The organism is Streptomyces sp. NPDC004435, from assembly GCF_042873895.1.
In the GTDB taxonomy this organism is placed as follows: Bacteria; Actinomycetota; Actinomycetes; order Streptomycetales; family Streptomycetaceae; genus Streptomyces.
This window is the reverse complement of sequence record NZ_JBIAMB010000007.1, coordinates 213,173-232,278: the sequence shown is the minus strand read 5'-3', so window position 1 is coordinate 232,278 and position 19,106 is coordinate 213,173. Positions and strand designations below refer to the sequence as shown.

Annotated in this window: 11 protein-coding genes and 1 pseudogene; 10 read left to right on the top strand and 2 right to left on the bottom strand. The window is 73.1% G+C overall.

Features of this window, described 5'->3' with window-relative positions; genetic code table 11:
- Positions 1–292: 292 nt before the first annotated feature.
- The 4 genes from ACFYT9_RS15045 (at position 293) to ACFYT9_RS15030 (ending at position 6,482) form a co-directional block, all read left to right on the top strand.
- Positions 293–2,536, top strand: a complete 2,244-nt coding sequence (locus ACFYT9_RS15045) for an MMPL family transporter (protein WP_389163632.1) — start codon at positions 293–295, stop codon at positions 2,534–2,536.
- Positions 2,514–3,071, top strand: coding sequence for a GNAT family N-acetyltransferase (locus tag ACFYT9_RS15040; RefSeq protein ID WP_389163630.1), 558 nt, complete (start codon positions 2,514–2,516; stop codon positions 3,069–3,071). Before ACFYT9_RS15045 ends, ACFYT9_RS15040 begins: the two co-directional genes overlap by 23 nt.
- Before the next feature lie 177 nt (positions 3,072–3,248).
- Entirely contained in the window at positions 3,249–3,422 is a 174-nt protein-coding gene (locus tag ACFYT9_RS15035) for a hypothetical protein (RefSeq protein ID WP_387279112.1), read from the top strand.
- A 33-nt stretch (positions 3,423–3,455) separates the two neighbouring features.
- Positions 3,456–6,482 carry an AAA family ATPase gene (locus ACFYT9_RS15030; protein ID WP_389163867.1) on the top strand — a complete coding sequence of 1,009 codons (3,027 nt, stop codon included), beginning with the start codon at positions 3,456–3,458 and terminating at the stop codon, positions 6,480–6,482.
- 47 nt (positions 6,483–6,529) lie between these two features.
- Here the strand turns inward: ACFYT9_RS15030 and ACFYT9_RS15025 are convergent, their stop codons facing one another.
- Both ACFYT9_RS15025 and ACFYT9_RS15020 read right to left on the bottom strand, forming a co-directional pair.
- Entirely contained in the window at positions 6,530–7,675 is a 1,146-nt protein-coding gene (locus tag ACFYT9_RS15025; protein ID WP_389163627.1) for a PQQ-dependent sugar dehydrogenase, read from the bottom strand.
- A 133-nt stretch (positions 7,676–7,808) separates the two neighbouring features.
- Positions 7,809–8,819: an aldo/keto reductase gene (locus ACFYT9_RS15020; RefSeq protein ID WP_389163624.1), complete on the bottom strand. Its 1,011-nt coding sequence runs from the start codon at positions 8,817–8,819 to the stop codon at positions 7,809–7,811.
- A gap of 75 nt (positions 8,820–8,894) precedes the next feature.
- Here ACFYT9_RS15020 and ACFYT9_RS15015 point away from each other — a divergent pair, with 75 nt between their 5' ends.
- From ACFYT9_RS15015 to serA, 6 genes and pseudogenes are all read left to right on the top strand, one after another.
- Positions 8,895–9,857: a 2-hydroxyacid dehydrogenase gene (locus ACFYT9_RS15015; protein ID WP_376600415.1), complete on the top strand. Its 963-nt coding sequence runs from the start codon at positions 8,895–8,897 to the stop codon at positions 9,855–9,857.
- A gap of 740 nt (positions 9,858–10,597) precedes the next feature.
- A pseudogene (locus ACFYT9_RS15010) lies at positions 10,598–13,433 on the top strand (putative bifunctional diguanylate cyclase/phosphodiesterase).
- 227 nt (positions 13,434–13,660) lie between these two features.
- Positions 13,661–15,514 (top strand): acetolactate synthase large subunit, encoded by a 1,854-nt coding sequence (locus tag ACFYT9_RS15005; protein WP_389163620.1) that lies wholly within the window; start codon positions 13,661–13,663, stop codon positions 15,512–15,514.
- Between the two features lie 35 nt (positions 15,515–15,549).
- Complete coding sequence (ilvN, locus tag ACFYT9_RS15000) at positions 15,550–16,074, top strand: acetolactate synthase small subunit (RefSeq protein WP_376600419.1); 525 nt, start codon at positions 15,550–15,552, stop codon at positions 16,072–16,074.
- A gap of 128 nt (positions 16,075–16,202) precedes the next feature.
- On the top strand, positions 16,203–17,204 hold the full coding sequence (ilvC, locus tag ACFYT9_RS14995; RefSeq protein WP_043219930.1) for a ketol-acid reductoisomerase: 1,002 nt from the start codon (positions 16,203–16,205) through the stop codon (positions 17,202–17,204).
- Between the two features lie 236 nt (positions 17,205–17,440).
- On the top strand, positions 17,441–19,030 hold the full coding sequence (gene serA, locus ACFYT9_RS14990) for a phosphoglycerate dehydrogenase (RefSeq protein ID WP_376599512.1): 1,590 nt from the start codon (positions 17,441–17,443) through the stop codon (positions 19,028–19,030).
- The last annotated feature ends 76 nt before the right edge of the window (positions 19,031–19,106 follow it).

Below are 19,106 nucleotides of genomic sequence, written 5' to 3'. Positions count from 1 at the left end.
AACCGTCTTCCGGATCGCCTCCGCCGCGCCGGACGGACGGGCGCGAGGCGCGTAGGGAGGGGACGCCCGCGTTGCTGCCGTGGCGGGGACCGGGCGGTGGGCGACAGAGGCCGACCATCGCTTCTGCGAACCGGCCGTCGTCCTTCGATACGTCGATCGTCCTTGTGGACGGCACCTTCACCAGCGGGAGCGACCCCACGCGATCTGTGAGGATCGACACGAAACGGGCAAACGATCACGTTTGGCTGCGACAGTGGGCCGCGAGCACCGATCCAGGCAGGGAGCACGTCCTTTGGCAGCCATCGCACGGTGGTTCATCCGGCACCGCCTCGTCGCCGTCCTCCTGTGGGTCCTCGCCCTCGTCGGAGTCGGCGGCGCCGCCGCCTTCGCCGGCAGCGCGTACTCCAACGACTACGAGGTGCCCGGCACCGAGTCCGGGCGGGCCACCGCACTCCTCGACCGCGGCTTCGAGGGGCTCGGCGGCGACACGGACACCATCGTCTGGCACACCGAGCGCGGCAGCGTCCGCGCCGACGCCGTCCAGGAGCGGGTCGGGCCGATGCTGGAGAAGGTCGCCGGGCTTCCCGGCGTCGCCGCCGTCACCTCCCCGTACGGGGACGGCGCCGCGCGCGGCCAGGTGAGCGAGGACGGGCACACCGCCTACGCCACCGTGACCTTCCACGAGCAGGCCGACGACATCCCCGTCTCCCAGGCGCAGGCCCTCGTCGACACCGCGAAGGCCGCCGGGGCCGACGGGCTTCAGGTGGAGCTCGGCGGCAGCGCCGTCGCCCTCACCGAGGCGCCCGGCGGGCACATCGCCGAGGCCGTCGGGGTGGCCGTCGCCGCCGTGGTCCTCTTCCTCGCCTTCGGCTCCCTCGCCGCCTCCCTGCTGCCCATCGCGACCGCCCTGGTCAGCGTCGGCATCGCCTACTCCGGGATCGTGCTCCTCGGGCACGTGATGACCGTCGCCGACTTCGCGCCCATGCTCGGCATGCTCATCGGCCTCGGCGTCGGCATCGACTACGCGCTCTTCATCGTCACCCGGCACCGCAAGGGACTGAAACGCGGTCTGGGCGTCGCGGAGGCCGCCGAGACCGCCGTCGCCACGACCGGCAGGGCCGTCGTCTTCGCCGGCGCCACCGTCTGCATCGCCCTGCTCGGCATGCTCATCCTCCGGCTCAGCTTCCTCAACGGAGTCGCCCTGGCGGCCTCCCTCACCGTCGTCCTCACCGTCGCCGCCTCGGTCACCCTGCTGCCCGCGCTGCTCTCCCTCATCGGCATGCGCGCCCTCTCCCGGCGCGAGCGCCGGGCGCTCGCGGAGCACGGGCCGCAGCCCGAGCTGCCCACGGGCTTCGCCGCCCGCTGGTCGGCCTTCGTCGAGCGCCACCCCAAGCTCCTCGGCGCGGTCGCCGCCGTCGTGATGACGGTCCTCGCGCTGCCCACCCTCTCGCTCCACCTCGGCACCTCCGACCAGGGCAACAACCCGGCCTCCGCCACCACCCGGCAGGCGTACGACCTGCTCGCCGACGGCTTCGGGCCGGGCGTCAACGGCCCGCTGACCCTCGTCGCCGGGCTCGACGGCGCCGACGACCGGGTCGCCCTCGACCAGCTCCCGGACGCGCTGGCCGCCACCAAGGGGGTCGCCTCCGTCTCCCCGGTCACCTACAACGGCTCCGGGGACACCGCGGTCCTCACCGTCGTGCCCGACTCCTCCCCGCAGTCCGAGGCCACCAGCGAGCTCGTCGACCGGCTCCGCCACGACGTGATCCCGGCCGCGGAGAGCGGCACCTCCCTCGATGTCCACGTCGGCGGCATCACCGCCTCGTACGACGACTTCGCCGAGATCATCGTCGGCAAGCTGCCGCTCTTCGTCGGAGTCGTCGTCGCCCTCGGTTGCCTGCTCCTGCTGCTCGCCTTCCGCTCCATCGGCATCCCGCTCAAGGCCGCCGCCATGAACATCGCCGCCGTCGCCGCGGCCTTCGGCATCGTCGTGGCGATCTTCCAGTGGGGCTGGGGCGCCGAGCTCCTCGGCCTCGGCAGCGCGGGGCCGATCGAGCCCTTCCTGCCCGTGATCATGGTCTCGGTCCTCTTCGGCCTCTCCATGGACTACCAGGTCTTCCTGGTCAGCCGGATGTACGAGGAATGGCTGGAGACGGGCGACAACCGGCGGGCGGTCCGGGTCGGCCTCGCCGAGACCAGCCGGGTGATCAACTCCGCCGCGGTGATCATGATCGCGGTCTTCCTCGCCTTCGTCCTCTCCGGCGACCGGGTCATCGCGATGTTCGGCATCGCCCTCGCCGCCGCCGTCGCCCTCGACGCCTTCGTCCTGCGCACCCTCCTCGTCCCCGCCCTCATGCACATGCTCGGCGGCGCCAACTGGTGGCTGCCCCGGAGCCTCGACCGGATCCTGCCCCGGATCAGCATTGAGCCGCCGGAATCCCGTGCCGCCGCGGACGTCCGTGCGAAGATCCCCGGGCAGCGCCTGACGGCACCGACGACGGAGGAGCACGAGGATGTTCGCGATATCGCTGGGTGACGACGGAGCCGAGCTGAGGCCCCTGGAACCCTGGCAGGCGGAGGAGTTCCTCGCCCACATGGACCGCGGCAGGGAGTTCATCGGCACCCACATCGGCCTGGCCGACGCCGTCCACGACCTCGACTCCGCCCGGGCCTTCCTCCGCTCGTACGCCGAGAAGACCGCGAACGACGCCGGACGCATCTACGGCATCTGGGCCGACGGGACCCTGGTCGGCGGCGTCATGTTCCGCACCATGGACGTGGCCGCCGGCAACGCCGAGGTCGGCTGCTGGCTGGAGCCCGCCGCCGCCGGCCGCGGGCTGGTCACCCGAGCCTGCCGGACCCTCATCGACTGGGCCGTCGACCGGCGCGGCATCCACCGCCTCGAATGGCTCGTCTCCACGAAGAACGAGCCCAGCGTCGCCGTCGCCCGCCGGCTCGGCATGACCAGGGACGGCGTCCTGCGCGAGAGCCACACCCACCGCGGCACCCGCGTCGACATCGAGGTCTGGTCCGTCCTCGCCCCCGAATGGCGCGCCGCCCGATCCGCCTAGGGCCCTCGCCGCCGTACGAGTGAGGCCCGGGGGCGCCCTAAGGCACCCCCGGGACCTCCCTAAGGCCCCCCGTGCGGCGAACATGCGGCACTCGCCCGATGCCCCGGAACCGGCTGGGCGAGGAAGGTGGAGGCATCGCAAGGAGCGATACCGAGACCGAAGCCCAGGGAGCACCCCATGTTCGAGTACGAACTCCACCGCGCCGCCCACGCCGAGCTGGTCCGCGAGGCCGGCGCCCAGCGCCTCGGCCGCGAGGCCGCCCGCGCCGCCAAGGCCGCCCGCCGGGCCGGCCGCCACGAACCCGAGGGGCGGGTGACCGCCGGCAAGGACCGATTCGCCCAGGTCGCGTGACCCCGTATGGGTGACCCGCGGGGCGCCTGTGCGATGCTCGGCGCCGTGGAGAACAGGTCCGTCAGCCCCGTCTTCGTCGGCCGCGCCGGCGAACTCACCGCCCTCACCGAGGCGCTCTCCCGCGCGACCGCGGGAGAGCCCCAGGCCCTGCTCGTCGCCGGCGAGGCCGGTGTCGGCAAGACCCGCCTCGTCGAGGAGTTCCGCGACGCCGCCTGCGCCACCGGCGCCGTCGTCGCCCTCGGCGGCTGCGTGGAGCTCGGCGCCGACGGACTCCCCTTCGCCCCCTTCTCCGCCGCCCTGCGCACCCTGCGCCGCCGCCTCCCCGAGGAGCTCTCCGCCGCCGCCGACGGCCACGAGGGCGAGCTCGCGCGGCTCCTCCCCGAGCTCGGCGACCCCGGCTCCACCGACGCGGGCGACGAGGACGCCACCGCCCGCCTCTTCGAACTCACCGTCCGCCTGCTGGAACGGCTCGCCGCCGACCGCACCCTCGTCCTCGTCCTCGAAGACCTCCACTGGGCCGACACCTCCACCCGCCACCTGCTCACCTATCTGCTGCGCACCCTGCGCCGCGGCCGGATCGTGGTCGTCGCCACCTACCGCGCCGACGACATCCACCGCCGCCACCCGCTCCGCCCCCTCCTCGCCGAGCTCGACCGGATGCGCACCATCCGCCGCATCGAGCTCCCCCGCTTCACCCGCACCGAGGTGCACCGCCAGCTCACCGGCATCCTGGCCGCCGAACCCGCGCCCGGCCTCGTCGAGGAGATCTTCGACCGCTCCGACGGCAATGCCTTCTTCGTCGAGGAACTCGTCGCCTCCCGGACCTGCGGCGACGGCGCCACCCCGCTCAGCGACTCCCTCCGCGACCTCCTCCTGGTCCGCGTCGAGGCCCTCCCCGAGGACGCCCAGCGGGTCGCCCGGATCGTCGCCGAAGGCGGCTCCACCGTCGAGCACGGGCTCCTCGCCGCCGTTTCCCGCCTCGCCGAGGACGACCTCATCGAGGCCCTGCGCGCCGCCGTCGGCGCCAACCTCCTCCTCGCCGTCCCGGACGGCGACGGCTACCGCTTCCGTCACTCGCTCGTCCGCGAGGCCGTCAGCGACGACCTGCTGCCCGGTGAACGCTCCCGCCTCAACCGGCGCTACGCCGAGGCACTGGAGGCCGACCCGGGCCTCGTCCGCCCCGACGAGCGGGCCACCCGGCTGGCCACGTACTGGTACCACGCCCACGACCCCGCCAAGGCCCTCCCCGCCGTCCTCGACGCCTCCGTCGCCACCCGCAAGCGCCATGCCTACGCCGAGCAGCTCCGCCTCCTCGAACGGGCCATGGAGCTCTGGGACGAGGCCCCCGCCGAGGTCCGCGCCGGCCTGCGCCCCATGGACTACGCCGAGTCCTACCCGCCCTGCGGCTGCGACCCCGAGACCACCCCGCTGCGCCAGCTCGACCTGCTCGCCGAGGCCGCCGTCGCCGCCCGCCTCTGCGGTGAGCGCGAACGCGCCCTCAAGATCGGCAAGATGGCGCTCCGCCTCCTCGAGGACGACGAGCACGACCCGCTGCGCGCCGCCTGGTTCTGGACCGAGAAGGCCAAGCTCCAGTCCAATCTCGGCCGGGGCGACGGCTGGGCCGAGATCGCCCGCGCGCAGGAGCTCGTCAAGGGCCTCCCGCCGTCCGCGGTCCACGCCACCGTCCTCGCCGGCGCCGCCGGCTGGGGCATGCTCCGCGACCCCGGCCCCGACTCGCTCGCCGCCGCCGAACGCGCCGTCGAGTACGCCCGCCTGGTCAAGGCCGAGGCGACCGAACTCAGCGCCCGCCTCACCCTCGGCACCATCATGGTCGCCGCGGGCGAACGCGAGTCCGGCCTCGCGGAGATGCACGCTGTCCGCGAACGCACCACCGCCCTCGGCCAGTTCCACGAGGCCGCCCGCGCTCACATCAACCTTGTCTCCGCGCTGGAGTCCCTCGGCCGCTCCGCCGAGGCGGTCGAACTCTCCGACGCGGGACTCGCACTCACCCGCGCCCGCGGCCTGGCCGAGTCCGACGGCTGGATCCGCGGCAACAAGGCCGAGTCCCTCTACTCCCTCGGCCGCTGGGACGAGTCCCGCGCCGAGGCCGAACGCCTCCTCGCCTCCGCCACCAGCACCAAGCCCCGCGGCTCCGCCCACCTCCGGCTCGCCCAGATCGCCGTCGCCCGCGGCGAGACCGCCACCGCCGCCCGCCACCTCGACCAGGCCCGCGCCGTCTACGGCACCCGGGACCCGATCCCGCAGTACACCCTTCCGCTGGCCGGCATCGACGCCGCCGCGGCCGCCGCCGAGGGCCGCCTCGCCGACGTCCGCGCCCGGCTCGCCGCCGCCGCCGAGGGCGGCTTCCCACCCGGCACCCACCGCTACGGCTGGCCCCTCGTCCTCGTCGCCGTGACCGCCGAGGCCGACAGCCGCGGCCTGCCCGCCGCCGAGGAGGGCCGCGCCGAGGCGCTGGCCACCGTCCGCCGCTGCGTCCGCGCCCTCGCCGCCCCCGCCCCCGTCTGGGCCGCCCACGCCACCCAGGTCTCCCAGGAACTGGCCCGCGCCGAGGGCCGCGAGACCTCCGACCGCTGGGCCGAGACCGTCGACGCGTGGACCCCGCTCGACCAGCCCTACCCGCTGGCCCGTGCCCGCCACCGGCTCGCCGACGCCCTCCTCACCGAGGGCGGCCGGCGCGAGGAGGCCACGACCCTGCTCCGGCAGGCCCACACCACGGCCCTCGCCCTCGGCGCCCGTCCGCTCCGCGAGGACGTCGAACTCCTCGCAGCCCGCGCCCGCATCCCCCTCACCGCGGACCCGGCCGCCGCCCCCGAGCCGGAGCCGCAGGCCGACGCCTTCGGCCTGACCCCTCGCGAACAGGACGTCCTGCGCCTGGTCGCCGCCGGCCGCACCAACCGGCAGATCGCCGAGGAACTGTTCATCTCACCGAAGACCGCCAGCGTCCACGTCTCCAACATCCTCGCCAAGCTCGGCGTCTCCGGCCGCGGTGAGGCCGCCGCGATGGCCCACCGCCTCCACCTCCTCGACACCCCCCGCTGACCCGCCCCGCCCCACGCCCGGCCGCGAGCCGGACCGGGGCCGGGCCGTCATCTCACGTCGAGCCGCAGGATCCGGTCGTCCCCCGCCTCCGGTGTGCCCCGGCCGTCGGTCTCGCTCGTCACCAGCCACAGCCGCCCGGCACCGTCCGCGAGGACGGTGCGCAGCCGGCCGTGCTCCCCGGCCAGGAACGCCTCCGGCTCCCCGGACCGCTCCGCACCCGACAGCGGGATCCGCCACAACCGCTCGCCCCGCAGCCCCGCCATCCACACCGCGCCGCGGGCGAAGGCGATCCCGCTCGGCGAGGCCTCCGAGGTCGGCCACTGCGCCACCGGGTCCACGAACCGCGCCTCGCCGGCCCGCCCCTCCGCCTCCGGCCAGCCGTAGTTCTTCCCCGGCTCGACCAGATTCAGCTCGTCCCAGGTGTTCTGCCCGAACTCGGCCGCCCACAGGCGCCCCTGGGCGTCCCAGGTGATCCCCTGCACGTTCCGATGGCCGTACGAGTAGACCACCGAGTCCGCGAAGGGATTGCCCGGCGCCGGCTTCCCCTCCGGGGTCATCCGCAGGATCTTCCCGCCCAGCGACTCCTTGTCCTGCGCGAGCCCCGTCTCCCCCGTCTCGCCCGTCCCCGCGTACAGCATCCCGTCCGGTCCGAAGGCGATCCGCCCGCCGTTGTGGATCGTGCCCTTGGGGATGCCGGTCAGCACCGGCTCCGCCGCCCCCAGCCGGTCGCCCGCCCCGCCGCCGTACCGCATCCGCACGATCCGGTTGTCCGACTCGGCGGTCAGGTACGCGTACACCCACCCGTCCCGCACCGCGAGGCCCATCAGCCCGCCCTCGCCGCCGGGGACCACCCCGGGCACCTCGCCCAGCGAGGTCTTCGCCCCGCTCCGCACGTCCACCCGTGTGACGGTCCGGTCGTCCCGCGAGGAGACCAGCAGGTCACCGCCCGGCAGCGCGGCGAGCCCCCACGGCGAACGCAGCCCCTCGGTGAGCGTCCCCGCCACCGTCACCCGCCCCTCACCCGCGGGGCTCGCGGGCGAGGAGGAGGCGGGGGAGCCGGCGGAGGAGGACGGGGGCGAGCCCGGCGGCGGCGACGTGCCCCGGGAGCCGGCGTCACCGCCCGAGGAACAGCCCGCCGCGAACACCAGCGCGGCGACGGCCCCCACGGCCTTCAGTACTGCAGGACGGCTCATGATCCGGTCCCTTCGACGGTTCGAGAGGTCGAGCGGCATCCCTTCCACCCTTGATACACCGCTCGCCCCGATCGCGTTCCCGCCTCCGGCCGACTTTCTCGGATCTTCCCCGGAACCGCGGGTCGCAGCGGTGTCAGTCCCGCTGGTCCCAGGACTCCCGGGCCGCGGGCAGCGCCGCGAGCTCGGCCAGGTCGCCGTCGCCGAGCCGCAGCCCCGCCGCCCCGGCGTTCTCCACCGCCCACCGCTCCCGCTTCGTCCCCGGCACCGGCACCACGTGCCGCCCCTGCGCGAGCACCCACGCCAGCGCCACCTGCGCCGCGGTGACCCCCTCGCCGTGCCGCGCCGCCACCCGCCGCAGCCCGGCCACCAGCGGCTGGTTCGCCGCCATCATCTCCGCCGTGAAGCGCGGGTGCCGGGCCCGCGGGTCGTCCGGCTCGAAGCCGCCGCCCGGTGTCAGCGTGCCGGTCAGGTAACCGCTGCCCAGCGGCATCGCAGCGAGCATCCCGACCCCGCGATCCACGCACCAGGGCAGCAGCCGCGCCAGGGCCTCCGGCGCCCACACCGACAGCTCGGCCTGGACCGCCGCCACCGGGAACACCTGCTGCACCCGGGACAGCTGACGGATCGTTCCCTCGTACAGATCGCCGGTCCGCGAACGCCGGGTCCGCCGCACGCCGACCGCGCTCAGCCCGAGCGCCCGCACCTTGCCCGCGGCCACCAGCCCCGCCATCGCGCCCCAGGTCTCCTCCACCGGCACCTCGGGATCGGCGCGGTGCAGCAGATACAGGTCGAGGACGTCCGTCTGGAGCCGCCGCAGGGAGGCGTCGCAGGCCCGGCGCACGTACTCCGGCCGTCCGTCGGCGACCATGTGCCCGTCGCCGACCAGCAGCCCGCACTTGGTCGACACGAAGACGTCCGCCCGGCGCTCCTTCAGCACCCGCCCCAGCAACAGCTCATTGGTGAAAGGGCCGTACATGTCGGCGGTGTCCAGCAGGCTCACCCCGGCGTCCAGCGCCGCGTGCACGGCCCGCAGCGAGCGGTCGCCCCGCTGCTGCGACCGGTCGTAGGCCCAGTTCATCGGCATGCAGCCGAGGCCGATGGCCCCCACGTCGAGCGCCGTCGCCCCGATAGTCCTGCGCTCCACGTGCCGCTACCCCTCCTTGTGCCGCCCCCCAAAGTAACCAATGGCGCGCGGGGTTCTTCGCATAGCCTCCCGGTCATGACACTCGCACCCACCACCGCTGACGTGTGGCTTCCGATCCCCGCCGACGAGATCGACGGGCTGCCCGATCCGGGCGAGTCGGGGCTGAACTACCGTTTCTGGGACGGCGGAGCCGACTTCCCGGCCGACCCGGCCGACTGCTCCTTCTACGTCGTCCCGTACATGAAGGGCTCCGCGATCGCCGTACGGCCGCTCGCCGCGATGACCTCGCTGCGCGTCGTCCAGACCCTCTCCGCCGGCATCGACCACGTCGTCCCCGGGCTCGGATCGCTCGTCCCCGGCGTCTCGGTCTGCAACGCCAAGGGCGTCCACGAGGCCAGCACCGCCGAACTCACCCTGGCCCTGATCCTCGCCTCCCTGCGCGGTATCCCCGGCTTCGTGCGCGGCCAGGACGCCGAGGAGTGGCGGGACGGTTTCTACCCGGCGCTCGCCGACAAGTCCGTCCTGATCGTCGGGTACGGATCGATCGGCTCGGCGATCGAGGACCGGCTCGCGCCCTTCGAGTGCGCGCGGGTGGCGCGCGTCGCGCGCTCCGCGCGCACCACGGCTCGCGGCCCCGTGCACGCCCTGACCGACCTGCCCGCCCTGCTGCCGGAGGCCGACGTGGTGGTGCTCTCCACCCCGCTCACCCCGGAGACCACGCACCTCGCCGACGCGGGCTTCCTCGCCCGGATGAAGGACGGGGCGCTGCTCGTCAACGTCGCCCGCGGGCCGGTGGTCGACACGAACGCCCTGCTCAAGGAGGTGGAGACCGGGCGGATCACGGCGGCCCTGGACGTCACCGACCCGGAACCGCTGCCGGCCGGGCACCCGCTGTGGCACGCTCCCGGTGTTCTCGTCACCCCCCACGTCGGCGGATCCACCTCGGCGTTCATGCCCCGGGCGAAGCGGCTGATCGCGGGGCAGGTCGGACGGTTCGCGGCGGGGGAGGAGCTCGTGAACGTGCTCCGCACCACCTGAGGCCGCCCGGCGGTGCGCGCCCCCTCGCGCGCCGCCCGCAAGCCCCCTGGCCGTCACGGAGAGTACTGCGACCCTGTCCCTGAGTGACGGTTCTGGTGTATCGTCCCGGATCGGGGGACTGCGTCGTGTACGGGCTGACGCCGGGGAGCGAAGTGACGGGCCATCAGAATCCGAGGGGGGCTACCGGTGAAGCACGGCCGGAGGACCGGCGGTTCCGTGCGGCGACGCCGTCGGCCGACCTCCCCCGCCTCGCGGCCGGTCTCGTGCGTCCGGTGCCGGACCAGGCCGCGCCCCACCGCGCGGAGCGCCTGGAGGGCGCACCCCCGCACACCGATCCCGCCGACCTGTCCGACCGCGGCACCGAGGCGCCGGGTCAGGCCGATGCCCTCCCGGCGTGCGAGCCGGCCGTGCCCGGCCCGGCCTCGCCCGACCCGGCCCGGCCCCGCCGGGCCGTCACGGAGCCGTACACCCGCGCCCCCGGCGCGCGTGCCACGACACCCGCGAGCCCCGGCCTCCCCACCCCGCGCGACGGCGCGGCCGGCGGTGCCGACCGGTCCGGCGCCCGACGTGAGCGCGCGCCGCGCGGTGGCGCCCCGCGCGACCTCACGGCCCCGCACGCCTTCGGCGGGGCGGACGGTGAGGGCGGGGGCTTCGGTCACGGCGAGGGGCGGGAGGACCGGGTGACCGGTACCGGCGCGACCGCGGTCGTCCGGCGCGAAGCCGCCCCGGCCGGCCCCGCCCTGCCCGGCGCCGGAGAGACCGCGCCCGGGCCGCCGCGACCGGCCTCCTGGGCCGGCTCGCTCCTCGCCCAGATCGCCCTCGGTCTCGTCTGCGCCGGTTACACCACCGGCGCCGCCCTCGGCTGGGGCTCACCCCGACTCGCCCTCGTCATGGGCGACTTCGGTCTCAGCGTCGCGGCCTTCACCGCCGCCGTCTCCTGCTTCCTCTACGCCAGGACCGAGCGCGGCGGCACCCGCCCCGCCTGGCTCCTCTTCGCCTTCTCGTCCTTCATGGCCGGCACCGGCAACGCCGTCTGGGGCTGGTACGAGGTCGTGCGCGGCCAGGAGGTCCCCGAGTCCTCCGTCGCCGACCTGTTCTTCTTACTCTTCGCCCCGCCCGCCATCGTCGGCCTCCTCGTCCTCGCCAAGAAGCCCGTCACCCGGGCCGGCTGGGTCTGCCTGGGGCTCGACGCCTGGCTCATCGCCGGGTCCCTGCTGACCCTCTCCTGGAGCCTCGCCCTCGCCCACACCGCCCACTTCCAGGGCGAGTCCGTGGCCCAGGCCGCGCTGTCGCTCGCGTACCCGCTGCTCGACATCGTGCTCGTCAGCATGGTCCTCGCGCTCCACTTCCGGCGCTCCCAGGCGAACCGCTCGGCGGTCAACACCGCCATCGCCGCGCTCGCCCTCACCGTGCTCTGCGACGCCCTCTTCACCTCGCCGCTGCTGCGCGCCAACTACGTCTCGGGCCAGCTGCTCGACGCCGGATGGTTCGCCGGCTCCCTGCTGCTCGCCTACGCCCCCTGGGGCGTCCGCCGCCCGCCGGAGGCCGCCCCCGTCAGGGGCCCGGGGCTGCCCAGCCGGCCCATCGCCGGCTCGCTCGCCGCCCTCACGCCGTACCTCGCCGCCGCCGTCTGCACCCTCGGCATCCTCTACAACGTGGTCGAGGGCCGCCGGATCGACCGCGTGGTCGTCCTCACCGGCTGCGGCGTGGTCCTCGCGCTCGTCGTCCGCCAGGGCATCATGCTCATCGACAACATCGCCCTCACCCACGAACTGGCCCAGAAGGAGAACCACTTCAGGTCACTCGTGCAGGGCTCCAGCGACGTCATCATGATCGCCGCGCCCAGCGGCGTCCTGCGGTACGTCAGCCCCGCCGCCAGCGGGGTGTACGGGCGGGACGCAGAGGAGCTGATCGGCTCCGAGCTGGCCTCGCTGATCCACCCCGAGGACCTCGGCGCCGTCGTCCACGAAGTGCGCCGCTTCCTCGCCGCCTCGCCCGCCGAGGAGCCCACCACCCGCATCGAGTGCCGCTTCCGCTCCGGCCACGGGGGTGCCGGGGGAGAGTGGCTCAACGTCGAGTCCACGGTCAACCGGCACCAGGGCGGCCTGATCTTCAACAGCCGTGACGTGACCGAACGGGTCAGACTCCAGGCCCAGTTGCAGCACAACGCCGAGCACGACCCGCTCACCGACCTGCCCAACCGCGCGCTCTTCACCCGCAGGGTCGGACAGGCCCTCGGCGGCCGCCGCGCCTCCGACGCCGGCACCGCCGTGCTCTTCATCGACCTCGACGGCTTCAAGGCGGTCAACGACCGGCTCGGCCACCAGGCCGGGGACGACCTCCTCGTGCAGGCCGCCCGCCGCCTCCAGGAGGCCGTACGGTCCGGGGACACGGCCGCCCGGCTCGGCGGCGACGAGTTCGCCGCCCTCATCCTCGGCGACGGGCTGCACGACCGCCCCGCCCGTGAGACCCAGGTCCAGGAGATCGCCGACCGGCTCCGGCAGACCCTCTCCCGCCCCTACCGCGTCGACGGGGGCACCGAGGTCAGGGTCGCCGCCTCCATCGGCGTCGCCTTCGCCGAGCCCGGCATCGGCGCCGGGGACCTGCTGCGCAACGCCGATCTCGCCATGTACCGGGCCAAGGCCGGCGGCAAGGACCGCGTCGAGCTGTACGTGCCCCAGATGCAGGCCGAGGTCGTCCGGCGCACCGAACTCGCCGCCCGGCTGCGCAGCGCGCTCCACGACGGCGAGTTCGCGCTCCTCCACCAGCCCGTCGTGGACCTCTCCACCGGCCGGATCTCCGGAGTCAGCGCCCAGGCCCGCTGGCGCTCCGCCCAGGGCATCCTCTTCACCCCGGCGGAGTACCTGCGGGTCGCCGACGACGGCGAGCGCACCGCCGAGCTGGGCCGCTGGCTCCTGGAGGAGGCCGTCGAGCAGGCCGCCGAGCGGGCCGGCAGCGGCCACCGCACCCCGGTGACCATCCGGCTGGCCGCCCGCCGCCTCCTCGACCGCTCGGTCCCGCTCGGCACCGTCGAGGCGCTCCTGGCCCGCCACGGGCTGCCGTCCGGCTCGCTCGTCATCGAGCTGGCCGACACCGACCACCGGATCCCCCTCGACGAGCTGGAGCAGCGCCTGGTCGCACTGCGCCGGCTCGGCGTGCGGATCGCCCTGGACGGATTCGGCAGCGGACACGTGGCCGTTCACGCCCTCAGACGACTCCCGGTCGACATACTGAAGCTGGACAGAGGTCTCGTCGAAGGCGTGGTCGAATCCGCCCGGCTCCGCAAGATCACCAGTGGAGTGCTCCGGATCGCCGGGGAGCTGGGCATGCAGACCGTCGCCGAGGGCGTCGACGTCCCCGAGCAGGTACTGGCCCTGCGGGCGATGGGCTGCCGGCACGCGCAGGGCATGGCGTTCTCGGGCCCGCTCGACGAGTACCGGCTCCGCCGGGCGCTCGTCCGGGGCGACTATCCGCTGCCCGGGACCGTCTCCGTACCCGCGGGGACGGGCCGGGAGACGCGGCGGAAACCGTCCCCCGATCCGCTCACATGATGAGACGCGCGTCCCACCCACTTGACAGTGGCGAGGCCCGAGAGGGAGGGTCAGTGCCATGCGCACCCGAATTCTCGTACTTGGACAGCGCGTCGGCTGAGGCAGGGCCCCCACAGGCCCGCTGAGAACCACCCGACGCGCTCCCCTCGCTTGCCTTCCGGCACGAGGGGTTTTTTGTTGCACCGGTTCTCTCCGAAGTCCACGCAAAACCTCGTAAAACACCTCGCAAAAAACCCTCTGCTTCGAGAAGAGATGCTGATGACCGACCAGGCCACCGGGCACCATCCGCAGCCGCGGCCCCGCAGCGGCGCGACGCCCGCCACCACCGTCGAGCACGTCACGGGTGCGCAGTCCCTCATCCGTTCTCTCGAAGAGGTGGGAGCGGACACCGTCTTCGGCATTCCGGGCGGCTGCATCCTCCCCGCGTACGACCCGATGATGGACAGCACCAAGGTCCGCCACATCCTGGTCCGCCACGAGCAGGGCGCCGGCCACGCGGCCACCGGCTACGCCCAGGCCACCGGCAAGGTCGGCGTCTGCATGGCGACCTCCGGTCCCGGCGCGACCAACCTGGTCACCCCGATCGCCGACGCCCACATGGACTCCGTCCCGCTGGTCGCGATCACCGGGCAGGTCGCCTCCAAGGCGATCGGCACCGACGCCTTCCAGGAGGCGGACATCGTCGGCATCACCATGCCGGTCACCAAGCACAACTTCCTGGTCACCAAGGCCGAGGACATCGCGAAGACCATCGCCGAGGCCTTCCACATCGCCTCCACCGGCCGTCCCGGCCCGGTCCTGGTCGACATCGCCAAGGACGCCCTCCAGGCGAAGACCACCTTCTCCTGGCCGCCGCAGACCGACCTGCCCGGCTACCGCCCGGTGACCAAGCCGCACGCCAAGCAGATCCGCGAGGCCGCGAAGCTCATCGCCGCGGCCAAGCGCCCGGTCCTCTACGTCGGCGGCGGTGTCATCAAGTCGGGCGCCACGGCCGAGCTGAAGGTCCTGGCCGAGCTGACCGGCGCCCCGGTCACCACCACGCTGATGGCCCTCGGCGCCTTCCCCGACAGCCACCCGCTGCACGTCGGCATGCCCGGCATGCACGGCGCCGTCACCGCCGTCACCGCGCTCCAGAAGGCCGACCTGATCGTCGCCCTCGGCGCCCGCTTCGACGACCGCGTCACCGGCAAGCTGGACAGCTTCGCCCCGTACGCCAAGATCGTCCACGCGGACATCGACCCGGCCGAGATCGGCAAGAACCGCGCCGTCGACGTCCCGATCGTCGGTGACGCCCGCGAGGTCATCGCCGACCTGGTCCAGGCCGTCCAGGCCGAGCACAGCGAGGGCAACCAGGGCGACTACTCCGCCTGGTGGGCCGACCTGAACCGCTGGCGCGAGACCTACCCGCTCGGGTACGACCTGCCGGAGGACGGCAGCCTCTCCCCGCAGCAGGTCATCCAGCGCATCGGCAAGCTCGCCCCCGAGGGCACGATCTTCACCGCGGGCGTCGGCCAGCACCAGATGTGGGCCGCCCACTTCATCGACTACGAGAAGCCGGCCACCTGGCTGAACTCCGGCGGCCTGGGAACCATGGGCTACGCCGTCCCGGCCGCCATGGGCGCCAAGGCCGGCCGGCCCGACCGCGCGGTCTGGGCCATCGACGGCGACGGCTGCTTCCAGATGACCAACCAGGAGCTCACCACCTGCGCCCTGAACAACATCCCGATCAAGGTCGCCATCATCAACAACGGCGCCCTCGGGATGGTCCGCCAGTGGCAGACCCTCTTCTACAACCAGCGCTACTCCAACACCGTCCTGCACTCCGGCCCGGACGACGTCAACCCGGAGGCCAAGGGCACCCGCGTCCCGGACTTCGTGAAGCTGTCCGAGGCCATGGGCTGCGTCGCCCTGCGCTGCGAGTCCCCGGACGACCTCGACAAGGTCATCGCCGAGGCCAACGCCATCAACGACCGGCCCGTCGTCATCGACTTCATCGTCCACGAGGACGCCCAGGTCTGGCCGATGGTCGCCGCCGGCACCTCCAACGACGAGGTCATGGCCGCGCGGGGCGTCCGCCCCGACTTCGGCGACGGCGAAGACGACTGAGCAGCGACGAGCCACAGGGAAGAGGCCCACACACCATGACCAAGCACACGCTCTCCGTCCTCGTCGAGAACACGCCCGGCATCCTCGCCCGGATCGCCGCCCTGTTCTCCCGTCGCGGTTTCAACATCGACTCGCTCGCCGTCGGCATCACCGAGCACCCCGACATCAGCCGCATCACCATCGTGGTCAACGTCGAGTCCCTGCCCCTGGAGCAGGTGACCAAGCAGCTCAACAAGCTGGTCAACGTCCTGAAGATCGTCGAACTCGAGCCCAGCGCCGCGATCCAGCGCGAGCTCGTCCTGGTGAAGGTCCGCGCCGACAACGAGACCCGCTCCCAGATCGTCGAGATCGTCAAGCTGTTCCGCGCCAAGACCGTCGACGTCTCGCCCGAGGCCGTCACCATCGAGGCCACCGGTTCGAGCGACAAGCTGGACGCCATGCTCAAGATGCTGGAGCAGTTCGGCATCAAGGAGCTCGTCCAGTCGGGCACCATCGCCATAGGGCGTGGCGCCCGGTCCATCACCGACCGGTCCCTGCGGGCACTCGACCGCAGCGCGTGACGCTCCGTACCGTCCACGGGGGCTGACCGCCGGTCCGACCCGCGGTCCGCCTGACGAGACCCCTCAACCTTCCTTCCGCTCCCCGCCGTACGGTGGGACGCAACACCAGCACCTCAAGGAGAATTCCAGTGGCCGAGCTGTTCTACGACGCCGACGCCGACCTCTCGATCATCCAGGGCCGCAAGGTCGCGGTGATCGGTTACGGCAGCCAGGGCCACGCCCACGCGCTGTCGCTCCGCGACTCGGGTGTCGACGTCCGCGTCGGTCTGCACGAGGGCTCCAAGTCCAAGGCCAAGGCCGAGGAGCAGGGCCTGCGCGTGGTCACCCCCGCCGAGGCGGCGGCCGAGGCCGACCTCATCATGATCCTGATCCCGGACCCGATCCAGGCCAAGGTCTACGAGGAGTCCATCGCCCCGAACCTGAAGGACGGCGACGCGCTGTTCTTCGCCCACGGCTTCAACGTCCGCTTCGGCTTCATCAAGCCCCCGGCCGGCGTCGACGTCGCCCTGGTCGCCCCGAAGGGCCCGGGCCACCTGGTCCGCCGCCAGTACGAGGAGGGCCGCGGCGTCCCCGCGATCGCCGCCGTCGAGCAGGACGCCACCGGCAACGCCTTCGCGCTCGCCCTCTCCTACGCCAAGGCCATCGGCGGCACCCGCGCCGGCGTCATCAAGACCACCTTCACCGAGGAGACCGAGACCGACCTCTTCGGCGAGCAGGCCGTCCTCTGCGGTGGCGCCTCCGCCCTGGTCAAGGCCGGTTTCGAGACCCTGGTCGAGGCCGGCTACCAGCCGGAGATCGCCTACTTCGAGTGCCTCCACGAGCTGAAGCTCATCGTCGACCTCATGTACGAGGGCGGCCTGGAGAAGATGCGCTGGTCCGTCTCCGAGACCGCCGAGTGGGGCGACTACATCACCGGCCCGCGCGTCATCACCGCCGACACCAAGGCCGAGATGAAGAAGGTCCTCACCGAGATCCAGGACGGCACCTTCGCCAAGAACTGGATGGACGAGTACCACGGCGGTCTGAAGAAGTACAACGAGTACAAGACCCAGGACGAGAAGCACCTCCTGGAGACCACCGGCAAGGAGCTGCGCAAGCTCATGAGCTGGGTGAACGACGAGGAGGCGTAAGCCCCTCGGCACGGGGCCGGACACGCTGTCCGGCCCCGTGCCACTTCCTTGGACACCCCGTCCAACCACGGACGGGTGATCCTTCCAACGAGGCGTACGACGTGCGCCGATGCGGCACTACACTGCTCAACAACATCGCGTCTGGCCCACAGCGTCGTGCGCTTCCACGCGGCAAGCCCCCTCCACCGCCTGCGGCCGTCGGGACGGCCGTCCGCACTGCCACTGTGAGGACTCACGTGAGCTCGAAACCTGTCGTACTCATCGCTGAAGAGCTGTCGCCCGCCACCGTCGACGCCCTGGGCCCTGACTTCGAGATCCGGCACTGTGACGGCGCCGACCGCGCCCAGCTGCTCCCCGCGATCGCCGACGTCGACGCCATCCTCGTCCGCTCGGCCACCAAGGTCGACGCGGAGGCCATCGCCGCCGCCAAGAAGCTGCGGGTCGTCGCCCGCGCCGGCGTCGGCCTGGACAACGTGGACGTCTCCGCCGCCACCAAGGCCGGCGTGATGGTCGTGAACGCCCCGACCTCCAACATCGTCACCGCGGCCGAGCTCGCGTGCGGCCTGCTCGTCGCCACCGCGCGCAACATCCCGCAGGCCAACACCGCGCTGAAGAACGGCGAGTGGAAGCGCTCCAAGTACACCGGCGTCGAGCTCAGCGAGAAGACCCTCGGCGTCGTCGGCCTCGGCCGCATCGGCGTCCTGGTCGCCCAGCGGATGTCCGCCTTCGGCATGAAGATCGTCGCGTACGACCCCTACGTGCAGCCGGCCCGCGCCGCCCAGATGGGGGTGAAGCTGCTGGCCCTGGACGAGCTCCTGGAGGTCGCCGACTTCATCACCGTCCACCTGCCGAAGACCCCCGAGACCGTCGGTCTCATCGGTGACGAGGCGCTGCACAAGGTCAAGCCGAGCGTCCGCATCGTCAACGCCGCCCGCGGCGGGATCGTCGACGAGGCCGCGCTCTACTCGGCCCTCAAGGAGGGCCGCGTCGCCGGCGCCGGCCTCGACGTGTACGCGAAGGAGCCCTGCACGGACTCCCCGCTCTTCGAGCTCGACCAGGTCGTCTGCACCCCGCACCTCGGCGCCTCCACCGACGAGGCCCAGGAGAAGGCCGGCATCGCCGTCGCCAAGTCGGTGCGCCTCGCGCTGGCCGGCGAGCTGGTCCCGGACGCGGTGAACGTCCAGGGCGGCGTCATCGCCGAGGACGTGAAGCCGGGTCTGCCGCTCGCCGAGAAGCTCGGCCGCATCTTCACCGCCCTCGCGGGCGAGGTCGCGGCCCGCCTCGACGTCGAGGTGTACGGCGAGATCACCCAGCACGACGTCAAGGTGCTCGAACTCTCCGCGCTCAAGGGCGTGTTCGAGGACGTCGTCGACGAGACCGTCTCGTACGTCAACGCGCCGCTCTTCGCGCAGGAGCGCGGTGTCGAGGTCCGCCTCACCACCAGCTCCGAGTCGCCCGACCACCGCAACGTGGTCACCGTGCGCGGCACGCTCTCCGGCGGCGAGGAGGTGTCGGTCTCCGGCACCCTGGCCGGCCCCAAGCACCTCCAGAAGATCGTCGCCGTCGGCGACTACGACGTGGACCTCGCCCTCGCCGACCACATGGTCGTGCTGCGGTACGAGGACCGTCCCGGCGTCGTCGGCACCGTCGGCCGGATCCTCGGCGAGGCCGGTCTGAACATCGCGGGCATGCAGGTCTCCCGTACGGAGGAGGGCGGCGAGGCGCTCGTCGTGCTCACCGTCGACGACACCGTCCCGGCGCCCGTCATCGCGGAGATCTCCACGGAGATCGGCGCCACCTCGGCCCGCTCGGTCAACCTGATCTGACGCGGATCCCCGGGCACTCCCTCCGTACCCGGGTGAGAGACGACCGTTCCGCACGGGCGTCCCTCACCCGGGTACG

Excerpts from the sequence above, each read along its gene's own strand:
- ilvN (WP_376600419.1), top strand. The coding sequence starts at position 15,550 with ATGACCAAGCACACGCTCTCCGTCCTCGTCGAGAACACGCCCGGCATC.
- ACFYT9_RS15035 (WP_387279112.1), top strand. The coding sequence starts at position 3,249 with ATGTTCGAGTACGAACTCCACCGCGCCGCCCACGCCGAGCTGGTCCGC.
- ACFYT9_RS15025 (WP_389163627.1), bottom strand. The coding sequence starts at position 7,675 with ATGAGCCGTCCTGCAGTACTGAAGGCCGTGGGGGCCGTCGCCGCGCTG.
- ACFYT9_RS15030 (WP_389163867.1), top strand. The coding sequence starts at position 3,456 with ATGCTCGGCGCCGTGGAGAACAGGTCCGTCAGCCCCGTCTTCGTCGGC.
- ACFYT9_RS15040 (WP_389163630.1), top strand. The coding sequence starts at position 2,514 with ATGTTCGCGATATCGCTGGGTGACGACGGAGCCGAGCTGAGGCCCCTG.
- ACFYT9_RS15005 (WP_389163620.1), top strand. The coding sequence starts at position 13,661 with ATGCTGATGACCGACCAGGCCACCGGGCACCATCCGCAGCCGCGGCCC.
- ACFYT9_RS15015 (WP_376600415.1), top strand. The coding sequence starts at position 8,895 with ATGACACTCGCACCCACCACCGCTGACGTGTGGCTTCCGATCCCCGCC.